Origin of the sequence: Paraburkholderia phytofirmans PsJN, from assembly GCF_000020125.1 — a bacterium.
Classification (GTDB): domain Bacteria; phylum Pseudomonadota; class Gammaproteobacteria; order Burkholderiales; family Burkholderiaceae; genus Paraburkholderia; species Paraburkholderia phytofirmans.
Genome location: NC_010676.1, coordinates 575,448 through 597,435 on the forward strand (window position 1 = coordinate 575,448; position 21,988 = coordinate 597,435).

Consider the following 21,988-nt stretch of genomic DNA (forward strand, 5'->3'; position numbering starts at 1 on the left):
GACTATCCGGCGGCCTGAACGCTGAACCCTGAGCGCGTGCTAGCGATTGTCCGCGGACGACCCCGGCGTCGCATGGGCAGACAGAAAACGGCACACCTCCTCGTGGAGCCTCTGTACGCCGGGGCTCGATTCGATGGCGCGCCAGCATCCGTGCACGAGCCCGGCGCCGATCATGAGCCGCGCCTCGCCACCGGCCGCGTTGATACGCTCGGCGAATACGCGCGCGTCGTCCCTCAATGGGTCATGTTCGACGCCGATCGCGAGCGTCGGCGGCAGGCCGTCGTAGCGCGTCGCATCGAGCGGGATCGTCCACGCGGGGTAGGGCGGGTGGGGGCCCCAGTACAGATCGCGGAACGCATGGACGTCGGTTAGCTTGAGCATCGGCGCGAGTGCTTCGCTGTCGCGCGCGGGCAATTGCGGGTCGGTGCCGAGCATCGGATAAACCAGCACGAGGCCGCTTATGCCTTGTACCGCGTCGTCGCGTAGCCGCATCGCTACGCTGGCCGCGAGCGTGGCGCCGGCGCTGTCGCCAGCCAGTTGCAGCGGCGCGCCGGCATGCAGCTCGAACGGCAGGCGCCCGGCCAAGGCGGCGAGCGTGACTTCCATGCAATCGTCATGCGCGGCCGGCGCGGGGTGTTCGGGAGCCAGCCGGTAGTCGACCGCGATCACGTCGAGATCGGTGTCCGCAGCAAGGCGCGCGGTCACGAGCTGATGGCTGTCCAGCGAGCCGAGCACGAAGCCACCGCCGTGAAAATACAGCACGGCGCCACGCGCCGCGTCATGATGTCTTGCATGGTTCCGGTACAGCCGCAGCGCGATCGAATGGCCCGCGCCGGTGTGGAACTCGGCGTCGTGAGTTACGACATCGTCGGGCAACGCGGGTGTGACCGCCGCCGCGTACTGGTCGTAAATTTTGCGCTGTTCAGGCGGCGTCAATGAAGTCGAATGCCCCCGGTAAATCGCGGCGGCTCTTTCGATGAACGCGGCCATCTCTGGCTCAAGCATGTCCACTCCCACTCGGCTTCGTTTTCGCGGGCAAGCCAATCACTCGCCCGGCAAACGCCGCGGGCGGCAGTGCGGCATGCGCGTCGGCCAATGCCTTCACATGCGCCGCGACGTCCGGATCGAACGCGGCTGCACGTGGGCCGCCGGTATCCACGTGCAGCAACATCTGCTCGCCTGCTGCTAGCGGTTTGCCGCCATCGCCGGCGAACATCTCGAGGTACAGATGCAGCCGCTTCGCATCGTGACCGAGCACGCGCATGTCGACGCGCACCTGCGCGCCTTCCTTGATCTCGTGCAGATAGTTGATATGCGCTTCGAGCGTGTAGATCGAGCGCTGGCGCTCCTTGCGCACGACGTCCGGTAAACCGATCAGGTCGATCAGCGCATCGGTCGCGAAGCTGAAAATCAGCATGTAGAACGCGTCGCGCAGATGGCCGTTGTAATCGACCCATTCGGCGCGCACCGTGTCGCGATAGCAAGGCAGGGCAGCGGGTTGCGGCATCGGCAAGTTGTCTCCGTTGTTCGTTTCTAAGGCGGCGACTGCGCGCCGACCGTGGCGATTTTCGAAAATACGGCCACGCGAGATTCCACCGCATCGGCACCGGATTCGCGAGACAGACGCGGTCCGGTCGATGAGTCAAACCGCGCGCAGCCGGAGCTTGGCTCGGATGGCGCGCTATCTGCGCCTTCAGCGGCCTCCGTTCCATCCGAACGCCTCCACGCGGTCGCCCTCACTCAGCCGGCTGCATTCCATGCCGCGCCTTCGCCTCCGCAATCGCCGTCAGTACGCTCGTAATGCAATCGTCCCGGTAGCGTTCGAGCTGTTTGATCGAGCGCGGCCCGACCTGCTCGGCGGTGCCGTCCACGACCCGGTCGATCAGTTCATCCGTGAGCTTCGGCGCCACCAGTTTAGTCCAGGGCAGCTCCAGCGCGGGTCCGAATTGCTGCATGAAGTGGCGCATGCCCGCGTCGCCGCCCGCCAGCGTGTACGTCAGGAAAGTCCCCATGAACGACCAGCGGATGCCCGCGCCGAAGCGGATCGCGTCGTCGATTTCGCCGGTGGTCGCGACGCCTTCGTTGACCAGATGCAAAGCCTCGCGCCACAGCGCTTCGAGCAGGCGGTCGGCGATAAAACCCGGCACTTCCTTGCGAACCCTCAGAGGCCGCATCGACAGCGCACGATACACCTGTAGCGCGGCGTCGATGGTTTCGGGCGCGGTGCTTTCGCCGCCCAGCACTTCGACGAGCGGCAACAGGTACACCGGATTGAACGGATGCCCGACGATGCAACGCTGCGGATTCACCGCCCGTGCGTAAAAATCGCTCGGCAAGAGGCCCGATGTCGACGAAGCGATGATCGCATCGGGTTTCGCCGCGCGGCTGATCTGTTCGTGCAGCGATAGCTTCAATTCTTCGCGCTCAGGCGCGCTTTCCTGAATGAAGTCCGCCTGCCCGACGCAGGCTTGGATCGTATCGACGAAGCGCAGCCGCTCTGGCGACGCCCCCGCGGCCAGCCCCACGCGCTGCAACGCCGACCACGCGTTCGCGACGTTCTCGCGCAACTGCTTTTCCGCTCCGGGCGCCGGGTCCCACGCGATCACGTCGAGTCCGTGCGCGAGCGCGCGCGCCACCCAGCCGCTGCCGATCACGCCCACGCCGATTGCCGCGAATGTTTTGATATCGACGATCACTGCCATTGCTGATGTTTCCTTTGCCTGTGTGTTGTCCGGTCTCGAAGCGAGTTGCATCGAGCGTGTGAATCAAGCGTACTGTCCCGCCTCGCGCCGCTCCAACTGACGCTCGCCACGCGCGGGCAGACCCAGTTTGCGGCGCCCCTCGGCAGGCGTCAGCGCGCGTGCGCCGAGCCGTTCGATGATTTCCACCGCGCGTTGCACCAGCGTGCCGTTCGTTGCGGGCACGCCTTTATCGAGCCAGATGTTGTCTTCGAGGCCCACGCGCACGTGGCCGCCGAGCAGCATCGCCTGCGCGACCATCGGCATCTGCATGCGGCCGATGCCGAAGCCGGCCCATTGCGCGCCGGGCGGCAGGTTATCGGCCATCGCTTTCATGGTGGTGGTGTCGGCGGGCGCGCCCCAGGGAATGCCGAGGCATATCTGGAACAGCGGCGGCGCATCGAGCAGGCCTTCCTTGAGCAGTTGCTTCGCGAACCACAAATGCCCGGTGTCGAAGATTTCCAGTTCAGGCTTGACGCCGAGTTCCTGGATGCGCCGCGCGCCGGCCCGTAACTGCGCGGGTGTCGACACGTAGATGTAGTCGCCGTCGCCGAAATTCAGCGTGCCGCAGTCGAGCGTGCAGATTTCCGGCAGCAATTCCTCAACATGCGCGAGGCGCGTGAGGCCGCCGACCAGATCCGTGTTCGCGCCGAAGCGCATCGGATCTTCGCCCGGACCGATCTCCAGATCGCCGCCCATGCCGGCCGTCAGGTTGATGATCACGTCCGTGCCCGACGAGCGGATACGGTCGACCACCTCGCGATACAGTTGCGGATCGCGGCTGCCGCGTCCGGTTTTCGGATCGCGCACGTGGCAGTGCGCAACGGTCGCGCCGGCTTTCGCGGCTTCGATGGCGGCCTCGGCAATCTGCTTCGGCGTGACGGGAATGGCCGGGTGCTTGCCGACGGTATCGCCTGCGCCGGTGACCGCACAGGTCACGATGACTTCATGATTCATGCGAACGGGTTCCTGTAAGTTGGTATGCGCAACTGACGTGATCAGAGACCGAGATAAGCCTTGACCGCGGGCAAGCCGTCCTTGCCGTCGTAGGTCTTCACGCCGGCAAGCCATGCGTCGAGTACCTGCGGGTTTTTCTTCAGATACGCCTTGGCGGCGTCGGCGGGCTTTTCCTTGTTCATCACCGATTGCATCACCACGTTTTCGAGCTGCGTCGAAAAGCGCAGATTGCTCACGAGCTTGCCCGCGTTCGGGCAACGTGTCAGAAAGTCGGGGGACGTCAGCGTATAAACGCGCGCTTCGCCGTCGTTCGGACCGAATACGCCGTCGCTGCCGGTGAGGTATTTCATGTCGATCTGGATGTTCATCGGATGCGGTTCCCAGCCGAGAAAGACCACCCATTTCTTCTCGCGGATCGCGCGGTCGACCGAGACCAGCATGCCCGCTTCGCTCGATTCGATCAGCTTGAAGCCGCCGAGGCCGAACTGATTGTTGGCGATCATCTTCTGGATCGCCGCGTTTGCGCTGCTGCCGGGCTCGATGCCGTAGATCTTGCCGTCGAGCTGATCGCGGTGTTTGGCGATGTCGGCGAAAGTCTTCAGGCCCGCGTCGTATTCGTAGCTCGGCACGGCGAACGTGGCCTTGGCGCCGGTCAGGTTAGGCGGCTGCAGCACCTGGATCGATTTCGAATCGACGAACGGCGCGATCGCTTTTTCCTGCACCGGCCACCAGTAGCCGAGCGACACGTCGAGCTGTTTGCTTTTCAAACCCGCGAACGAGATGGGCACGGAGGCAACCGTCGTCACGGGCTGATAGCCGAGACCTTCGAACACGGTCGAGGCGAGCGCGGTGGTCGAGGTGATGTCGGTCCAGCCGATATCCGCGAAATGCACCGCGCGGCAGGCAGCGGGGTCCTGGGCGAAGGCAGGCAGCGCGGTAACGGCGGCGCCGACGGCCGCCGCGAGACACGCAAGATGGGCAAGCAGGGCTTTGATGCGCAACTTCATGACGTTCCCTCTTCTGACTCGAATGACAACGTGTTCGAACCGGGCCGCTTCGCCTGAGCGAACGACATGGGCAAAGCGGCCCCCGGACATGCGATACGGCTTCTGTGATGCTTGAACTGCACGAATGACGTTACGTTAATGCCCCATATTCCCGCCAAAGCGACCGCCAGCGACCCGTTCTTGCTCCCACGCGACAATGAGGGAAAACCTGTGCCGTCCGCATTGCGACGCAACATCGAGTTAAGCGCGAATTTTGGTGAACCTTGCCGGCTTGGCCGCTGCTTGCTACGCTCGCCGGGAACCCGCGTCCGCCTGCGTTTTTTGTCTCCTGATCGAGTCCGAGCACGATGCCCGAAGATATGTCGTTCCTGTTGCTGCCGGGCTTTTCGGCGATCGGTTTCATGTCGGCGGTGGAGCCGTTGCGCGTGGCGAACCGCTATCGCGGCGATCTGTACCGCTGGCGCATTCTGAGCCTCGACGGCGCGCCGGTGGCCGCCAGCAACGGCATTTCAATCAACGCGGATGCGGCCATCGGCGACGTCGAGGCCGCGCGGACACTCTTCGTCGTCGCGGGCTTCGAGCCGCTCGCGTGCTACACGCGCGAGCTGGGCGATTGTCTGAAGCGCCTCGCGCGCGCGGGCGCGACGCTCGGCGGTATCGACACCGGCAGCTTCGTGCTCGCGGAGGCCGGGCTGCTCGGCGGCTCGGACAGTGTGACCGTGCACTGGGAAGCGCTGTCGGCATTCCGCGAGCGCTATCCGTCGCTCGATGCGAGCCAGGAGCTGTTCGAAATCGGCGCGCGGCGGATTACGTGCGCGGGCGGCACGGCGTCGATCGACATGATGCTCGACCTGATCGGCCGCGAGCACGGCGCCGCGCTGGCTTCGGCCGTCTCGGAGCAATTCGTGGTGAGCCGTATCCGGCGGCGCTCGGACCATCAGCGCATGGAGGTCGCGGCGCGCTACGGCGTGCACAACCGCAAGCTGATTCAGGTGATCGGCGTGATGGAACAGCATATGGAGGAGCCGCTCACGCCTGACCGGCTAGCGCAGGAAATCGGCGTGACCCGTCGGCAACTGGAGCGGCTGTTCTGCGCGTCGCTGAAGGACACGCCAACGCATTTCTATCAGCAGTTGCGCCTCGCGCGTGCGCGTGAATTGCTGCAACAGACCGACATGTCGATTACGTCGATTTGCGTGGCATGCGGATTCGAATCGCCATCGCATTTCTCGCGGACGTATCGCGCGCGTTTCGGCGCGAGTCCGAGAAGCGACCGGCAAGGGACGGGCGGCCGAAATGCCGGAGAACTGGAGCGGTCGGCGGGGCAAGACCTTGTGTCCGCGCCCCAGTTATCGCGTTTATCGCAACAGTGAATTCGTTGATTTGGGGTTTACCCTATATGTATTGACTCCTAGACTGTGTCCACTCGCTGCAAACACAGGTTCGCAGCATGGCAAAAAACAATCTCTGGAGGTAGGTGTCATGAAATCTTTGATCGAAGCTGTTGTTATCGCCGCGCTCATTTCCGCTCCGCTCGCCGCTTTTGCTCAATCGAATCAGCCGGTTACGCGTGCTCAAGTGCGCGCCGAACTGATCCAGCTGGAAAAGGCCGGCTACAACCCGGGCACCGCGAACGACGAAGACTATCCGTCCAACATTCAGGCTGCTGAAGCGCGCGTCGCCGCACAAAAGAGCGCAGCCCAGACGAGCGGTTACGGTTCGGCCACCAATGGTTCGTCGCAGGCAGGCACCCGTTCGGACACGACGAACAGTTCGTACTCGGCTCCGGTTGTTACCTACGGTCGTTAATCGATCGCGTAGTGTGTAGTAGCTGTAGCGGGGCGCTGGATCGTGGTATTCCAGCGCCTATGAAACGGCCTGACACGTGGACCGTCCGGTCTTTTGGTCGTACGCGTGATTGCTGGCCTCGATGGAGTCGATAGAACGCTCGGCCCATTGCTTCAATTCGGTGACGATTGGCAGCGCGGTGCGAGCGAGTACGGTTAAGCCATACTCGACGCGCGCCGGGTGCCGGTCGTCGACGCATCGCTCGACAAGCCCGTCCCTTTCCATCGCTCTCAATGTCTGAGAAAGCATCTTGTCTGAGACGCCGTCCAAACGACGTCTGATCTCGGCAAAGCGCAGATGCTTTTCTCGCAATGCGATCATTACCAAGACGGTCCACTTCTGACCGAGACGTGCGAGAGCGAGTCGGGACGGACAAGCTCCCGAAAATGCATCTGGTGACGATCCGCCATGTCGCGGCATAACCTGCTTTGCGCAGTTGTCTGCGGATATTGGCGGAGTTGCGGACACCACACGCATGTCTCTCGCGCCGTCACTCATCGTTACTCCCGACGTCTGAGCGCACAAACGGCGCGTCGTGAATAACGTCGCCCTGATAGAACGCGGGAAAGCGGTCGAGTTGGCGCTGCGCGTCCTCTGGATCGATACCGTCTTTCAATACCGCACTCGAAAACCCGGTTCGCTCCATCTGAATCAACTGATCGACGAGCACGTCGCCGGTCGCCCGCAAATCGCCTTTGAAGCCGAGCCTGCGGCGCAGGAGATACGCCTGACTGTAGGCCCGTCCATCGGTGAAGTTGGGGAAGTGCAACTCCACGCGCGCGGCAGTCGCAATCAGCTCCTTTTGCTCGGCCGGGTCTGCGTCGTTTGCCAGAGAAACAACCTGCCGGGATGGGTTTGATGCGTCCGATGCGTGCTCGGCCAGCGTGATCAGCCTGATGCGTGTCGAGGCGTTCATGCCGTTTTCTCCATCAGTGTGCGTACGCGATCCGCAGCTGTCCTGAACGGTTCGATGCCTGCCCGTCGAACCGTTTCGACGAACGACTCGCGCCGCCCGCCAACGGCCGCCCGAATGTCGAGATAGGCAGACAGCAGCGCGTCGATGACCTCCGGCACCTCAGCGGCGGAAAACGACGGGCCGATGACCTTGCCCGCCTGCGCGCGACCACTGGCGTGCGAGCCGTCCGAGCCGCCCAACGTCACCTGGTACCATTCCTTGCCATCCTTGTCGACCCCGAGGATGCCGATGTGCCCGCTATGATGATGGCCGCACGAATTGATGCAGCCGCTGATATGCAGATCGATATCGCCGATGTCATTGAGTTCGTCCAGATCCTGATAGCGCTCGGTAATCGCCTCGGCAACCGGAATGGAACGGGCATTGGCGAGCGCACAGAAATCGCCACCCGGGCAGGCGATCATGTCGGTCAGCAGATTCACGTTGGCGCTCGCGAGTCCCGCCTCGCGCGCGGCTTGCCAGAGCGGCAGGAGGTCGTTGACATGCACCCACGGCAACACGACGTTCTGCGTGTGGGTGACGCGCGCTTCGCCCGCCGAGAACCGCTCGGCCAGGTCGGCCACGCGATCGAGCTGTTCCGCCGATGCATCGCCGGGTGCTTGCAGAAGCCGTTTGAACGAGAGCGTGACGATCCGCAAGCGCTGGTTCCTGTGCGGCGAGACATTGCGCTGGAGCCAGCGTTCGAATTGCGGCGTCTCGAGCGCTACGGCGTTCGACGTTGCGATCGCTTCGAGGTCGATCGGCGCATCCACGGAAGGCCTGGAGGGTAGAGCGAAGCACGCGCTGACGCGTTCGAGTTCCGCCAGCGGAATCGTATGCGGACCGCCGTCGTGCTCGACAATCTGGCGGAACTCTTCTTCGACGCCGTCGATGTAACGTTGACCTTCCGCCTTCACCAGAATCTTGATCCGCGCCTTGTACTTATTGTCGCGGCGTCCGTACTGGTTGTAGACGCGCACCACCGCTTCGATGTAATTCATGATGTGCTGCCATGGCAAAAACTCGCGCAGCACAGTGCCGATCACGGGAGTGCGGCCCATGCCGCCGCCCACCGTGACGCGAAATCCCAGCTCGCCCGCTTCGTTTCGCAGCAGACGAAGGCCGACGTCATGCCAGTCCGTCGCGGCGCGGTCTTCGCTCGCGCCGGTGATCGCGATCTTGAACTTGCGCGGCAGGAACGCGAACTCGGGATGGAGGGTCGTCCATTGCCGCATGATTTCAGCGAACGGACGCGGGTCGGCAATTTCGTCGGGCGCAACGCCCGCGCGTTCGTCGCAGGAAATGTTGCGGATGCAATTGCCGCTGGTCTGAATGCCGTGCATGTCCACGCTGGCGAGCAAGTCCATCACGTCCGCGGCTTTCGAGAGCGGAATCCAGTTGAACTGCACGTTGGTGCGCGTCGTGAAATGCGCATAGTTCGTGGGCAGGCGGACGGTGCCGAGCTTGCGCTGCGCCTCGCTGGCAAGGCGGTAGACCTCGGCCTCCGGCTCGTCGTATTCGCGTGCAATCCGGGCGAGCATGCGCAACTGCCTGCTCGACAACTCGCCGTAGGGGATCGCCACGCGCAGCATCGGCGCATGCCGTTGCACGTACCAGCCGTTCTGAAGACGCAACGGACGAAAGTCGTCCTCGCTCAGCTTGCCGGACTGCCAGCGTTCGAGCTGGTCGCGAAACTGCGCAGCGCGGCTGCGCACGAATGATTGGTCAAACTCGGTGTATTGGTACATGGTCCGGTGCGATGACCGCCCTACATGGCGCAGTCTGGCTGAGCGTCGGTTTCGTTGGAAGGAGCCGCGGTTGCGTCGGCATCGACACATGACGTGCCGCGCCGATTCGAGGGCTTCTGGCGAACGATAGAGGCAATGGCGGCCGCTGAAAAGCAGCAGATGCCGCTGAAAACACGCTAGCAGATAGTGAGCGAACCGGCGGCCCGCGAGCCGGACAGAAGCGCAAGACTGCTGGGCTGGAATTGATCGCAACTGCTACTGTTTTGGGTGAGCAGACGGGTTCAGACTATCGCGTGAGATACAACAACCCTGCCTTGAAGGTGACGCGATGGACCTCTTGAAGATGACGCGAATCGTACTGTGGAGTTTTTTTGGCATTCGCCGCGGCGCCTCGCATCAGGCCGACATGGCGGGCGTCAAGCTTCCCCTGCTGCCGCTGGTCGCGGTAGTTCTCGCCGCCGGATTCGGCGCGACGCTGTTCGCACTCGCGCGGCTTGCGGTCAACGTGGCGCATTGACGCCTGCGGTGTGCTCACAGGGAGCGCGTGTTTTATCGGCTCGCCTGCTCGAGCAGCGAGGCCAGTGTTTGGACAGCGCTCTCCGTGTTGTCGCTCCACGGATGACCGAAGTTCAAGCGGATATGATTCCGGAATTCGTGCCGCGCGGAGAAGATCGGACCCGGCGCGATGCTGATGCCGTTCTCTAGCGCAAGGCGGTGCAATTGCATCGCGTCGACATGCGACGGCAGCCGCAGCCACAGAAAATAGCCTCCGGACGGCAGCGTCCAATGCGAATCCTCCGGCATGTAGCGGCGCAGCGCGGTGTCCATCGAGGCGAGTTGATTGCGGAACGCGCCGCGCAGTTTCCGCAGATGCTTGTCGTACCCGCCGTGCTGAAGATAGTCCGCTATCGCTGCCTGCGCGGGAATGCTGGCCGACAACGTGGTCATCAGCTTCAGGCGCTGCACCTTCTCGGCGAAGCGTCCCGCCGCGACCCATCCAATGCGGTATCCCGGAGCGAGCGTCTTCGAAAATGAACTGCAGTGCATCACGAGCCCTTTCGTGTCGAAGGCGATGGCGGGCAGCGGGTAGGTCGCCGCGTGATGCAGTTCGCCGTACACGTCATCCTCGATAAGCGGCACGTCACGTTCGGCGAGAAGTTCGACCAGCGCTTTCTTCTTCTCCTGCGACATCGCCGCGCCGGTCGGATTCTGATAGTTGGTCATGAACCAGCATGCGCGGATAGGATGCTTGTCGAGGGCATCCGAGAGCGCTTGCAAATCGATGCCCGACACAGGATCGACTGGAATCTCGACCGCCCGCAGATCGAGGCGCTCGATGGCCTGCAGGGCCGCATAGAATCCGGGCGACTCGATCGCGACCACGTCGCCCGGGCGCGTGACGGCCATCAAACACAGGTTCAATGCTTCCAGCGCGCCGTTGGTGACGACAAGCTGCTCCATCGGCTGGGCAATGCCCATCCCCATGTAACGCAACGATATCTGGCGGCGCAACGGCTCATTGCCCGGCGGAAGATCGACGACGGTGCTCCACGGACTGATCAAACGGCTCGAATGCCCGAGCGACCTGGCCAGACGCTGGAGGGGAAAAAGTTGCGGAGACGGAAAGGCCGAACCGAACGGCACCACATTGGGATGCTTCGCGGCTTCGAGCACCGAGAAAACGAGATCGCTGATCTCGACCTTGGCGGATTCCAGAGCGGCTGGCGGTTGGGGCGCCGGTTTGTGTTCGAGCGCGGCGCCCGGCGCGACGTAGTAGCCCGAGCGTTCGCGTGCTCGAATCAAGCCCCACTCTTCGAGCAGATAATAGGCACGAAACACGGTGGACTGGCTCACGCCGTGCTGTGTGGTGAGATGCCGCAGCGACGGCATACGCGAGCCGACTGGCCGGCTGCCCGAGCGAATTTCATCGGCCATGGTGTTGGCCAGCATTTCGAAGCGTTTCATTTAACGGTCGTTATTCGGCTGCGTACACCGCGGTCAAGTGCCGCAATTGTGCCAGCAGTTTAACGACAGGCTTGGCGGAATGGGGATCCGTTTATGTTCCCGGCGTCACAGCGGACGTTGCCACTACACAGCGGCTCAGTCGCCGTAGAGCCGACAAAAAAACGGCCACGCCGGATATGCCGACGTGGCCGCTTCTCACTTTCTCATTTCAAACTGTGCGTTCAGATCCCGCCGACGCACAGGTACTTGATCACCACGTAATCGTCGATGCCGTAATGCGAACCTTCGCGACCCAGGCCCGATTGCTTGACGCCGCCGAACGGCGCAACTTCGTTCGAGATGAGGCCCGTGTTGATGCCGACCATGCCGTATTCGAGCGCTTCCGCGACACGCCAGACGCGGCCGATATCGCGGCTATAGAAGTACGACGCGAGGCCGAACTCGGTGTCGTTGGCGAGGCGGATCACTTCTTCATCCGACGAGAAACGGAACAGCGGCGCGAGCGGCCCGAAGGTTTCGTCGCGTGCCACCTTCATGGCGGGCGTGACATCCGCGAGCACGGTCGGCTCGAAGAAACCGTGACCGAGCGCGTGACGCTTGCCGCCGGTAACGATGCGCGCGCCTTTGGCAAGCGCGTCTTCGATATGCGACTCGACCTTGAGCACCGCCGCGTCGTTGATCAGCGGACCTTGAGTTACACCGTCTTCGGTGCCACGGCCAACTTTGAGCTGTTCGACGGCGACGCGCAGTTTTTCCGCGAACGCGTCATAGACCTTGTCGTGCACATAGAAACGGTTCGTGCACACGCAGGTCTGCCCGCTATTGCGATACTTCGATGCAATCGCGCCGGCCACCGCGGCGTCCAGATCCGCGTCGTCGAATACGATGAACGGCGCGTTGCCGCCGAGTTCGAGCGAGACCTTCTTGACCGTCGGCGCGCACTGCGCCATAAGCAAACGGCCGACCGGCGTCGAGCCCGTGAACGACAGCTTGCGCACAATCGGATTGCCCGTCATTTCCGCGCCGATCGCTTTCGGCTCGCCGGTCACGACGTTGAACACGCCGCGCGGCACGCCCGCGCGTTCGGCCAGCACCGCGAGCGCGAGCGCGGAGAGCGGCGTGGCTTCAGCCGGTTTGACGATGATTGGGCAGCCCGCCGCGAGCGCCGGGCCGACCTTGCGCGTGATCATCGCGGCCGGGAAATTCCACGGTGTAATGGCCGCGCAAACGCCGATCGGCTCTTTCGTCACGACGATGCGTTTGTCGCTGGCCGGCGTCGGGATCGTGTCGCCGTTCACGCGCTTGCCTTCTTCCGCGAACCATTCGAGGAACGACGCGGCGTACTGGATTTCGCCCTTGGCTTCGGCGAGCGGCTTGCCCTGTTCCGTGGTGAGGATCTTCGCCAGATCGTCGGCGTTCTCCATCATCAGGTCGTGCCATTTGCGCAGGATCACCGCACGCTGCTTCGCGGTCGTGGCGCGCCATGCGGGCCACGCGGCGTTGGCCGTGTCGATGGCGCGGCGGGTTTCCGCCGTGCCCATGCGCGGCACTGTTGCAATCGTTTCGCCCGTGGCGGGGTTTTTTACTTCGAAGGTCGTGCCGTCGTCGGCGCCTTGCCATTCGCCCGCGATGTACGCGTGGCTCTTCAGCAGCGACGGGTCTTTCAAGCTCAACGTGGTCATGTGGGTTTCCTTAGGCCGCGACGGTGACGCTGTCCTTGATCACGTCTTCGAGAATCGCCATGGCTTCGTCGAAGACCGCGTCCTGAATCGTCAGCGGGAACAGGAAGCGCACCACGTTCGAATACACGCCGCACACCAGCAGCAGCAAGCCGCGTTCGAGGGCGCGCGTCTGCACGCGCTTGGTGAACTCCGCATCCGGCTCCGTGCCGCCGGCCTTGCAGAATTCGACGGCGACCATGCCGCCGGGGCCGCGCACGTCGGCGATTTGCGGCACGTCGCTTTGCAGCGCGATTAGCTTGGCCTTGACGCGGTCACCCAGCAGCGTGGCGCGCTCGCAGAGCTTCTCTTCGTCGATGATATCGAGCACCGCATGCGCGGCGGCAACCGCCAGAGGATTGCCTGCATACGTGCCACCCAGACCGCCAGGCGCCGCGGCGTCCATCACATCGGCGCGGCCGATCACGCCCGATAGCGGCATGCCGCCCGCAAGACTCTTGGCGACCGTCATCAGGTCGGGCACCACGTCGTAGTGATGCATGGCGAACAGCTTGCCGGTACGCGCAAAGCCCGTTTGCACTTCGTCGGCGATCAGCAGAATGCCGTGTTCGTTGCACAGCTTGCGCAGCGCGCGCACGAATTCGGCCGGCGCCGGATAGAAGCCGCCTTCGCCCTGAACCGGTTCGAAGATGATCGCGGCCACGCGCTTCGGATCGATGTCGGCCTTGAACAGGAATTCGATGGCCTTCAGCGAGTCGGCCGTGGTTACGCCGTGCAGCGGATTCGGGAACGGCGCATGGAACACGTCCGACGGGAACGGACCGAAGCCGATCTTGTACGGCGCGACCTTGCCGGTCAGCGCCATGCCCATCAGCGTGCGGCCGTGGAAACCGCCGGTGAAAGCGATCACACCCGGACGGCCGGTGGCGGCGCGGGCGATCTTGATGGCGTTTTCGACGGCTTCGGCGCCGGTCGTGAAGAACGCGGTTTTCTTCGGATGGTCGCCGGGCGCGCGCTCGTTGAGTTTTTCAGCCAGCTCGACATACGACGCGTACGGCACGATCTGATAAGCCGTGTGGGTGAAATGATCGAGCTGATCGCGGATCGCGGCGAGGATCTTCGGGTGGCGGTGGCCCGTGTTGCACACTGCAATGCCAGCGGCGAAGTCGATGAAACGGCGGCCTTCGACGTCCCACAGTTCCGCGTTCTCGGCGCGCTCGGCGTAGAAATCGCACATCACTCCGACGCCGCGCGGCGTGGCGGCGTCTTTGCGGCTTTTCAATTCTGCGTTCTTCATGGTTATCTCCTTCGCTCCTCGGTTTTTGCGGACGCCGCGCGCTCAGCGCAGCATATGCAGCGACTATAATGAGATTTGGCTCTTAACTTCAGAGCCATTTCAATAAAAATGTAGGAGCCAATCATGCGCGCGAGCGTTTTGTCCGACTGGCTGGCCCAGCGCCTCGATCGGGGCAACGGTCAGCCGATTTATCGTCAGTTGCACCGGCTGTTGCAGCAGGCGATCCTGTCGCGCGAATTGCCGCCGGGCAGCAAGGTGCCGTCGTCGCGCTTGTTGGCGCAGGAGTTGGGCATTGGGCGCAACACTGTCACGCAGGTGTATGAGCAACTCGTACTCGAAGGGTATGTCAGTTCGGCGACCGGGCGCGGCACGTTTGTCGCCGATAGCGCGCCGGACGAGATCGTCGGTGTGCCCGACGCCGAGGCGCCCGCCGCGCGTTCCGAGCCGGCGCCGCAGCAGGCGCGGCGCGCGCTGTCCACGCGCGGCGCGCGGCTAATTGCGGGAGCGGGTGTGTCCAAGCGGCAGTGGGGCGCGTTCATGCCTGGCGTGCCCGACGTCACGAAGTTTCCGGCGCGCGTCTGGAGCCGTCTGCACAATAAATATTGGCGGCGGCTGCGCCCGGACCTGCTGACGTATGCGCCGGGTGGCGGCCTGGCTTCGCTGCGGCATGCGCTGGCGGACTATCTGCGCACTTCGCGCTCAGTGCGCTGCACGCCGGAGCAGATCATCATCACGACCGGGATTCACCAGTCGGTCGATCTGGCCGTGCGCCTGCTATCCGATCCTGGCGACGTGATCTGGACCGAAGACCCGTGTTATTGGGGCGTGCGCAGCGTGCTGCACGTGTCGGGTCTGGAATCGCGGCCGATCGCCGTCGACGAGGAAGGCATCAATCCTTCCGCCGACGACCTCGCGCAGCCGCCGAAACTGATGCTCGTCACGCCTTCGCACCAATATCCGCTCGGCATGGTGATGAGTCTCGCGCGACGCCGCATGCTGCTCGAATACGCGCGGCAGAACCTGTGCTGGATCATCGAGGACGATTACGACAGCGAATACCGCTATGGCAGCAGGCCGTTGGCTTCGCTGCAAGGTCTGGATACGTCGGGGCAGGTGATTTACGTGGGCAGCTTCGGCAAGACGTTGTTTCCGGGGTTGCGCATCGGCTACCTCGTGGTGCCGGAAGCGCTGGCGGAGAGCTTTGCCACTGCGAGCGCCGAGTTGTATCGCGAGGGGCAACTGCTGCAGCAGGCGATGCTCGCGGAGTTCATCGCCGAAGGTCATTTCACGTCGCATATCCGCAAGATGCGCACGCTGTACGGACAACGCAGGCAGACGCTGCTGGATGCCGCCGCGCAGCGTTACGGCGACGCGTTGCCCGCAGTCGGCGGCGACGCCGGTTTGCATCTAGTAATGCAGTTGCCTGATGGCACCGATGACCGGCGGGTGGCGGCTGCGGCGTTGGAGCGCAATATCGTCGTGCGGCCGTTGTCGGGCTACTACGCGCAGCCGGCGTTGGCGCCGTCGGGTTTGCTGATCGGCTACGCGTGCGTGCCGGATGAGGAAATCGCGCCGGCTTTCAACACGCTGGCTGACGCGATCGATGCGACGTTGCCGGAGTTTGTGTGAGGGAGTACCGTCAAACCCGTATCAACACCGCCCCCAACGTCACCAACGCGCACGCGACGATCCTCCGCGCGGTCAGTTTCTCCCGCATGAACAGCCAGCCGATCAGCACCGCGAAGATCGAGCTCATCTCGCGGAGCGCGGAGACCATCGCAATCGGCAGATAGCGGTACGCCTCGATGATCAGGCAGTAGGCGCTCAACGCGAGCAGGCCCGCCGCGATGCCCTTCAGCACCATCGCCCGCCCGATAAACAGTCCCTTGGCGCCGCCGCGCCAATGCCAGGCGAGCAGAAACTGAGGGATATTCCAGATCAGATAGACCCACATGATGTAGCTCAGGCCATTGCCCGCCAGGCGCGCGCCGATGCCGTCGACCACTGAATATGTCGCGATGAAGAAACCGGTAAGAAGCGCAAACGGCACGCTCTCGCCCGAAAAGCGCATGCCGCGCCGGAACGCCAGCGAGACGATGCCGAGCGACACCAGCGCCACACCGATCGCCGCCAGCGGCTTGAGCGCTTCATGCGCGAAGACCAGTGCGCCGACGAATACGAGCATTGGCGAAAGGCCGCGCGCAATCGGATAGATTTGCCCGAAGTCGCCGCTCTTGTACGCGCGGATCAGCGCCAGCAGATAGCCGAATTCCAGCACCACCGATGCAAAGATATACGGCCACGCCGCCGGCGCCGGCATGGGCAGCACGATCACGCCGACCGCGCTGACGGCGATATACGGCATCGCCATCATGCCGAGCAGCCAGATGCGATCTTCGGAAAGATGCAGAAACGCGTTCCACGTAGCGTGAAGCAGCGCGGAGAGCAGCACCAGCAAAACGACCAAGGTTTCCATCGAAGACCGGGAGAGGAGAAGCGAAGGCCGGCGTGCGGGCCATAAGCCCGTGATTATTCCAGCAGAACGCCGGAATAGCGGAGTGGACAACTCGATCGAAGGGGTTTTATTTGGAAAATTTAGGTGATTTGTGGCGTCAAAAAGACGCTGCAAAGTTGGGCGATCCTCCGCGCATGCAGGTCGAGACGCGGTGTGCAACGGCGCGCGGCGGAAAGCCGACGAAGCCACGCTTCGCCAGACTTCCCGCCGCCGTGCCCACGTACTGTCAGGCAGTCAACTTCAGGTCACACGTTCGCGCAGCCACGCGGAAACAAGGTCGATCACCGTCACGACCACGATCACCATGATCATGACCGCAGCGGTTTGCGCATAGTTGAACGAGCGGATCGCCTCGTACAACACCACGCCGATGCCGCCCGCGCCGACCATGCCCACCACCATCGCCGAGCGCACGTTGGATTCGAAGCGATATAACGCGTACGAGATCCACAACGGCAGCACTTGCGGCAGCACGCCATAAATGATTTCGTCGAGACTGGTCGCGCCGGTGGCGCGCACGCCTTCGGCGGGACGCGGATCGATGGCCTCGACCGCTTCGGCGAACAGCTTGGCGAGCACGCCGGTGGTGTGCACCCACAGCGCCAGCACACCCGCAAAAGGACCGAGGCCGACCGCTACGATGAACAGCATCGCGAAGACCATTTCGTTGATCGCGCGGCACGCGTCCATCATGCGGCGCATGGGCTGCACGATCCACATCGGCGCCATGTTGTGAGCGGACATCAGTCCGCACGGCACCGCGCACACGAGCGAGAGAGCGGTGCCCCACACCGCCACCGAGAGCGTCACATACATCTCGTGCAGATAGTTGCGCCATTCGGTGAAGTCGGGCGGGAAGAAGTCCTTGGCGAACTGGCCCATGTTGCCGGAGTCGCTGAGCAGATCCAGCGGACGCATGTCGGCGCCGTGCCATGCGCCGCCCAACACCGCAAGCACCGCGATCCAGCCGGCGAGCGACAACCAGCTGCGCTTGCCGGCAGCCAGCGCGGGATGACGCGCCGCCTGGGCGTCGAGCACGTCGCTCGCTCGCGCCGGCGACGTGATCAGATCGGCCGTGTTCATTGCTTCGATTGCGCGGTATTGAGCGCGCTCAGCTTCGCGTCGAGTGCGGCCAACTGGGTCTTGCGATCGTCATCGGAGAGATGCGCGTCGCTCTCGATCTTCTGTTTCTGCTGGAACAGTGCGACCTGGCGGATCGGCAGCAACTGCGCATCCGACGATGCCGCGAAGCCGCCGTAACCGAAAATGCCGGCCATCACGGCCTTTTCGTGTGCATCGGTCTTCGCGTAGTTGACGAAGAAGTTGCGCAGCTTGTCCTTGGTGGCTTGCGGCAGATCCTTGCGCCACACGATCGGGTCCGACGGAATCAGCGGCGAGGTCCAAAGCACGCGCACTTGCGCGAACTTGTCCGGATGCTGCTTCTTCAAGGAGTCGAGCATTTCGGTGTTGTTGGTCGCAATATCGATCTTGTTGTTTACGACCGCCAGCAGATTCGCCTCATGGCTCGACGGCAGCACGGTCTTGAACGACGTATTGACCGGCGTGTTGTGCTGGGCGAACAGGTAGTAGCCGGGAATCAGCGTGCCCGACGTGGAGTTCGGATCGCCGAAGCCGAGCGTGACATCCTTCGTATTCTTGAATACATCGTCGAGTGTCTTGAAGCGGCTGTTCACGTTAGTAATTAACACCGACTTATATCCGGCGTCGCCATTCGCGTACACGGTCTTGGCGAACACTTCGCCTTGCGAACGATCCACCGCTTCGATCGCGGACGCATTGCCGAGATACGCAACCTGAACCTTGTTGAAACGCATGCCTTCGATAATGCCGGCATAGTCCGTCGCGAAGAACGCTTTCACGTTCAAGCCGGTTTGCTTGTTCATGTCCTGAATCAGCGGTTCCCAGCGCTGTTTCAGCACGGAGGACGAGTCGGTCGAAATGATGCCGAGGTTGAGGTCCTCGGCTTGCGCAGCGGCGACAGTAGCAAGGGTCGCGGCGCCGACGGCCAGCGTGATCAATGAACGCAGGAATTTCATTGTTTGAGATCCGGTTGAGTTGACTGAGTGAATGGGCGCGCTCAGTTCGAGTGCGCCGGATTGAGTGCGAAGGCGTAGCGCGTCGAGGCGGGCGCGGTGCTCTGAGCGGGCGTGCTGCCGTTAACGGTTTTTGTGTCGAGATCTTCCGCGCTGATGGGGGCTGCATCGAGTAGTTCGCGGGCGTCGTCGCCGTAGAGTTTCTTGAGCAAGACCGGCGTGAGTGCGGCGGAAGGGCCGTCGTACACCACCTTGCCGCGGCGCAGCGCAATCGTGCGCGGGCAGTACTGCATCGCGATGTCGACCTGATGCAGCGACACCAGCACCGTGAGTTGATGCTCGACGTTCAGCGTGCGTAGCATCTCCATCACGCGGCGTGACGACTCGGGGTCGAGCGAGGCGATCGGTTCGTCCGCGAGCACGATGCGCGCGCGCTGCACCAGTGCACGGGCGAGCGCGGCGCGCTGCTGCTGGCCGCCGGAGAGATTGGCGGCGCGTTCGCGCGCATGTTCGCCAATGCCGACCTCGTTCAACGCGGCCATCGATAACGCCCGCTCAGCGCGTGGAAAACGGCCGCTAAGTCGGCGCCACAACGGCAGCCGCGCGAGCGCGCCGATCAGCACGTTGCTTTCGACGGAGAGCCGGTTTACCAGATTGAATTGCTGGAACACGAAGCCGATATCGCGGCGAATGCTGCGCACTTCCCGCACGATGCGGCCATTCTGCTGAATCGGCCGGCCCAGAATCGAGATCTGCGACGGCTGCGCATCCGAAGCCGTGAAACCCGCGATATGACGCAGCAGCGTCGACTTGCCCGAGCCCGAGGCGCCGATCAACGCAACCATTTCACCCGGTTCGACGCGCAGATCGATTTCGTCCAACGCCTTGCGGCCGTTGCTGAACGTCTTGCTCAACCGTTCGATACGAATTGCTTCCCGAATTGTTTCCATGAGTACCCCTTGATGCATCCGGCCTCTGCCGGCATGTGTGGGGCTCATTCTAGGAAGCGTCTGTGACGGTTGAGTGAAGGCATCGCAACGTCTAGACGACTATATCTATGCATGTCTTTTTTGCGTCGCCGGCAAGGCAAATCGGAGTCATTCGTTCGAATGAAAAATGACATGCATGTGACAGGATTTGCATCGAACCGCGCGGCTTCAGCATGATCGCTGCCGGCCAGGCTATATTGCGTCAATCGGTGTGCCGTCCCCATTAACCTTGCAATTGCCCGCGACATCGTTATGCAGCCTCTGAGCTTCCTTCCCGATAGTTTTGCGGAGTACGAAGATCTCAGAACGATCCTCGAGCAGGGCAGCGCGAGCTTCGCGATCCGCACGGTCTGTGAGACGACGGTGCGCGGCCGGCAATTCGCCGTGCAGACCGCGAGCATCGGTTCGACCGACCCGCAAGCGCCGGCAATCGGTTTTTTCGGCGGGATACACGGGCTCGAGCGGATCGGCTCGCAACTGGTGCTCGACTATATGCGCGCGCTGCTTGCGCGGCTCGAATGGGACGAGCTGCTGGTGCGCCAATTGCAGTCGATTCGTCTGATCTTTATGCCGATTGTCAATCCCGGCGGCATGTGGGCGGCCACGCGCGCCAACCCCAACGGCGTCGACCTGATGCGTAATGCGCCGCAGAACGCCGACGAACGTGTGCCGTTACTGGCGGGCGGCCAGCGCGTGGGTGCATGGCTGCCGTGGTATCGGGGCCGCGTGGGCGCGCCAATGGAGCCCGAGGCTTCGGCGCTCCTGCAAGTGGTCGAAACCGAACTGGCCACGCGACCGTTGAGCATCGCGCTCGATTGCCACTCGGGCTATGGCTGGAGCGACAGCATCTGGTTTCCATACGCACGCACCCGCAAAGTGATGCCGCATTTGCCGGAAATGTACGTGCTGAAAACCATGTTCGAACGCGCGCATCCCCATCATGGCTACGCGTTCGAACCGCAGAGCCATCAATATTTATTGCACGGCGATCTGTGGGACTTCGCGTACGATCGCGCGCCCGCGCCCAACGTCTTTCTGCCGATGACCCTCGAACTCGGCTCCTGGCTTTGGATCAAGAAGAATCCGCGTCAGTTGTTTTCGCGTCAGGGCATGTTCAATCCGGTGAAGGCGCATCGCACGGCGCGTGTGCTGCGACGTCATGCAAATTTGCTCGACTTTCTGGCGCGCGCGGCCTTTTCGTCGCAGCGCTGGCTGCCGCAAGGCAATCGTCGCGAGCAATTGCTGCAAAGCGCGATCGACCATTGGTATAAACCGGAAAGCGTATGAGCACGTGGATTCTGCTACGCGGTCTCACGCGTGAAGTTCGCCACTGGGGCCGCTTGCCCGGCTTGCTGCATGGCGCAGTGAATGAATCGGCCCTTCACATAGGCGCGCTCGGCCGTCTGCTGCTGCTCGATCTGCCGGGCAACGGCGAATTCGCGCATTTGCGCGCGCCGTCGACGGTCGCCGACATGGTCGGCTTCGTGCGCAATGCTGCTCTGCAAAGCGGCATGCCGGGTCCCTATTGCGTGCTGGCGATGTCGCTCGGCGGCATGGTGGCGACGGACTGGGCGCAACGGCATCCCTACGAGATCGAGCGGCTGGTGCTGATCAATACGAGCATGCGGCCGTTCAGCCAGATGCAGGAGCGCTTGCGTCCTTCGGCATGGTCCGGCCTGCTGGGCGTGGCCGCGCACTGGCGCGACGCGCCGCGCGCGGAACACGGCATTCATCGGCTGACATGCAATAACGTGCAGACGCTCGGCGACGATCTCGACGCCTGGAGCCGGATTCGCCGCAGCGCGCCCGTGAGCCGTGGCAACGCGTTACGGCAACTGTGGGCCGCGGCACGTTTCACCGCGGGCGCGGCGCGGCCGGAATGCCCATTGCTGATCCTCTCTTCGCGTGTCGACAAACTGGTCGACCCCGTGTGCTCGGCAAAGCTGGCGGCGGCTTGGGGCGCCCTGCATTGCGAGCATCCATGGGCCGGTCACGACCTGCCGCACGACGATCCGGCATGGACCAGCGAACAGGTTCGCGCATGGCTCGCGCAGGAGCATGCGGTTCCCCGGGCCGTGCTTTAAACCGCCAGGCGCGTCGTAACGACCTATTCACCGGCAGCGGGTATAACCTAAGTGCCGTCGTCCGTCGCATGCCGGTCGTCAGGTGCATAATTCCCCTTCAGACGATGCATGCGAATCAAGCGAGTATCAAGCCATACCCGCCATTGCCGCCC

At 63.1% G+C, this 21,988-nt stretch carries 21 protein-coding genes; 6 read left to right on the plus strand and 15 right to left on the minus strand.

Annotated elements, in window-relative coordinates; translation table 11 throughout:
- Window positions 1-39 precede the first annotated feature (39 nt).
- The 5 genes from BPHYT_RS22370 to BPHYT_RS22390 form a co-directional block, all read right to left on the minus strand.
- Window positions 40-1,005 (minus strand): alpha/beta hydrolase, encoded by a 966-nt coding sequence (locus tag BPHYT_RS22370; protein WP_012426395.1) that lies wholly within the window; start codon window positions 1,003-1,005, stop codon window positions 40-42.
- Window positions 998-1,507, minus strand: coding sequence for a thioesterase family protein (locus BPHYT_RS22375; protein WP_012426396.1), 510 nt, complete (start codon window positions 1,505-1,507; stop codon window positions 998-1,000). Before BPHYT_RS22375 ends, BPHYT_RS22370 begins: the two co-directional genes overlap by 8 nt.
- A 229-nt stretch (window positions 1,508-1,736) precedes the next feature.
- The gene (locus tag BPHYT_RS22380) at window positions 1,737-2,702 is read right to left on the minus strand and encodes an L-carnitine dehydrogenase (RefSeq protein WP_012426397.1); all 966 of its coding nucleotides are present in this window, start codon (window positions 2,700-2,702) and stop codon (window positions 1,737-1,739) included.
- A 63-nt stretch (window positions 2,703-2,765) separates the two neighbouring features.
- A complete protein-coding gene (locus BPHYT_RS22385; protein WP_012426398.1) occupies window positions 2,766-3,695 on the minus strand; it encodes a BKACE family enzyme in 930 nt (309 codons plus the stop codon).
- Window positions 3,696-3,736: 41 nt separating this feature from the next.
- Window positions 3,737-4,702: a choline ABC transporter substrate-binding protein gene (locus BPHYT_RS22390; protein WP_012426399.1), complete on the minus strand. Its 966-nt coding sequence runs from the start codon at window positions 4,700-4,702 to the stop codon at window positions 3,737-3,739.
- Between the two features lie 347 nt (window positions 4,703-5,049).
- Here BPHYT_RS22390 and BPHYT_RS22395 point away from each other — a divergent pair, with 347 nt between their 5' ends.
- A complete protein-coding gene (locus BPHYT_RS22395; protein WP_012426400.1) occupies window positions 5,050-6,075 on the plus strand; it encodes a GlxA family transcriptional regulator in 1,026 nt (341 codons plus the stop codon).
- Between the two features lie 109 nt (window positions 6,076-6,184).
- On the plus strand, window positions 6,185-6,511 hold the full coding sequence (locus BPHYT_RS22400) for a DUF4148 domain-containing protein (protein ID WP_012426401.1): 327 nt from the start codon (window positions 6,185-6,187) through the stop codon (window positions 6,509-6,511).
- 57 nt (window positions 6,512-6,568) lie between these two features.
- On the opposite strand, the gene BPHYT_RS22405 is transcribed toward BPHYT_RS22400, so the two are convergent.
- The 3 genes from BPHYT_RS22405 to BPHYT_RS22415 are packed head-to-tail and all read right to left on the minus strand — an operon-like array spanning window position 6,569 to window position 9,253.
- Complete coding sequence (locus tag BPHYT_RS22405; RefSeq protein ID WP_322786760.1) at window positions 6,569-7,048, minus strand: winged helix-turn-helix transcriptional regulator; 480 nt, start codon at window positions 7,046-7,048, stop codon at window positions 6,569-6,571.
- On the minus strand, window positions 7,041-7,466 hold the full coding sequence (locus BPHYT_RS22410; RefSeq protein WP_012426403.1) for a DUF934 domain-containing protein: 426 nt from the start codon (window positions 7,464-7,466) through the stop codon (window positions 7,041-7,043). The genes BPHYT_RS22405 and BPHYT_RS22410 overlap by 8 nt, the downstream gene beginning before the upstream one ends.
- Window positions 7,463-9,253 carry a nitrite/sulfite reductase gene (locus BPHYT_RS22415; RefSeq protein WP_012426404.1) on the minus strand — a complete coding sequence of 597 codons (1,791 nt, stop codon included), beginning with the start codon at window positions 9,251-9,253 and terminating at the stop codon, window positions 7,463-7,465. The genes BPHYT_RS22410 and BPHYT_RS22415 overlap by 4 nt, the downstream gene beginning before the upstream one ends.
- 328 nt (window positions 9,254-9,581) lie before the next feature.
- Here BPHYT_RS22415 and BPHYT_RS22420 point away from each other — a divergent pair, with 328 nt between their 5' ends.
- Window positions 9,582-9,770: a DUF2970 domain-containing protein gene (locus BPHYT_RS22420; RefSeq protein ID WP_012426405.1), complete on the plus strand. Its 189-nt coding sequence runs from the start codon at window positions 9,582-9,584 to the stop codon at window positions 9,768-9,770.
- A gap of 32 nt (window positions 9,771-9,802) precedes the next feature.
- On the opposite strand, the gene BPHYT_RS22425 is transcribed toward BPHYT_RS22420, so the two are convergent.
- The 3 genes from BPHYT_RS22425 to BPHYT_RS22435 all read right to left on the minus strand — a co-directional run bounded on the left by BPHYT_RS22425 (window position 9,803) and on the right by BPHYT_RS22435 (window position 14,194).
- Entirely contained in the window at window positions 9,803-11,218 is a 1,416-nt protein-coding gene (locus tag BPHYT_RS22425) for an aminotransferase-like domain-containing protein (RefSeq protein ID WP_012426406.1), read from the minus strand.
- 221 nt (window positions 11,219-11,439) lie between these two features.
- The gene (gene gabD, locus BPHYT_RS22430; protein WP_012426407.1) at window positions 11,440-12,900 is read right to left on the minus strand and encodes an NADP-dependent succinate-semialdehyde dehydrogenase; all 1,461 of its coding nucleotides are present in this window, start codon (window positions 12,898-12,900) and stop codon (window positions 11,440-11,442) included.
- A gap of 10 nt (window positions 12,901-12,910) precedes the next feature.
- Complete coding sequence (locus BPHYT_RS22435) at window positions 12,911-14,194, minus strand: 4-aminobutyrate--2-oxoglutarate transaminase (protein ID WP_012426408.1); 1,284 nt, start codon at window positions 14,192-14,194, stop codon at window positions 12,911-12,913.
- 123 nt (window positions 14,195-14,317) lie between these two features.
- Here BPHYT_RS22435 and pdxR point away from each other — a divergent pair, with 123 nt between their 5' ends.
- Complete coding sequence (pdxR, locus tag BPHYT_RS22440) at window positions 14,318-15,823, plus strand: MocR-like pyridoxine biosynthesis transcription factor PdxR (RefSeq protein ID WP_012426409.1); 1,506 nt, start codon at window positions 14,318-14,320, stop codon at window positions 15,821-15,823.
- 10 nt (window positions 15,824-15,833) lie between these two features.
- Here pdxR and BPHYT_RS22445 read toward each other — a convergent pair whose 3' ends face one another.
- The 4 genes from BPHYT_RS22445 to phnC form a co-directional block, all read right to left on the minus strand.
- Window positions 15,834-16,670 carry a DMT family transporter gene (locus BPHYT_RS22445; protein WP_012426410.1) on the minus strand — a complete coding sequence of 279 codons (837 nt, stop codon included), beginning with the start codon at window positions 16,668-16,670 and terminating at the stop codon, window positions 15,834-15,836.
- A 279-nt stretch (window positions 16,671-16,949) separates the two neighbouring features.
- Entirely contained in the window at window positions 16,950-17,792 is an 843-nt protein-coding gene (gene phnE / locus BPHYT_RS22450; protein WP_012426411.1) for a phosphonate ABC transporter, permease protein PhnE, read from the minus strand.
- Entirely contained in the window at window positions 17,789-18,766 is a 978-nt protein-coding gene (gene phnD, locus BPHYT_RS22455) for a phosphonate ABC transporter substrate-binding protein (RefSeq protein WP_012426412.1), read from the minus strand. The genes phnE and phnD overlap by 4 nt, the downstream gene beginning before the upstream one ends.
- A 41-nt stretch (window positions 18,767-18,807) precedes the next feature.
- A complete protein-coding gene (phnC, locus tag BPHYT_RS22460; protein WP_041759102.1) occupies window positions 18,808-19,713 on the minus strand; it encodes a phosphonate ABC transporter ATP-binding protein in 906 nt (301 codons plus the stop codon).
- A gap of 291 nt (window positions 19,714-20,004) precedes the next feature.
- Between phnC and BPHYT_RS22465 the strand changes: the two genes are divergently transcribed.
- Both BPHYT_RS22465 and BPHYT_RS22470 read left to right on the plus strand, forming a co-directional pair.
- Complete coding sequence (locus BPHYT_RS22465) at window positions 20,005-21,039, plus strand: M14 family zinc carboxypeptidase (RefSeq protein WP_012426414.1); 1,035 nt, start codon at window positions 20,005-20,007, stop codon at window positions 21,037-21,039.
- Window positions 21,036-21,836: an alpha/beta fold hydrolase gene (locus tag BPHYT_RS22470; protein WP_012426415.1), complete on the plus strand. Its 801-nt coding sequence runs from the start codon at window positions 21,036-21,038 to the stop codon at window positions 21,834-21,836. The genes BPHYT_RS22465 and BPHYT_RS22470 overlap by 4 nt, the downstream gene beginning before the upstream one ends.
- The last annotated feature ends 152 nt before the right edge of the window (window positions 21,837-21,988 follow it).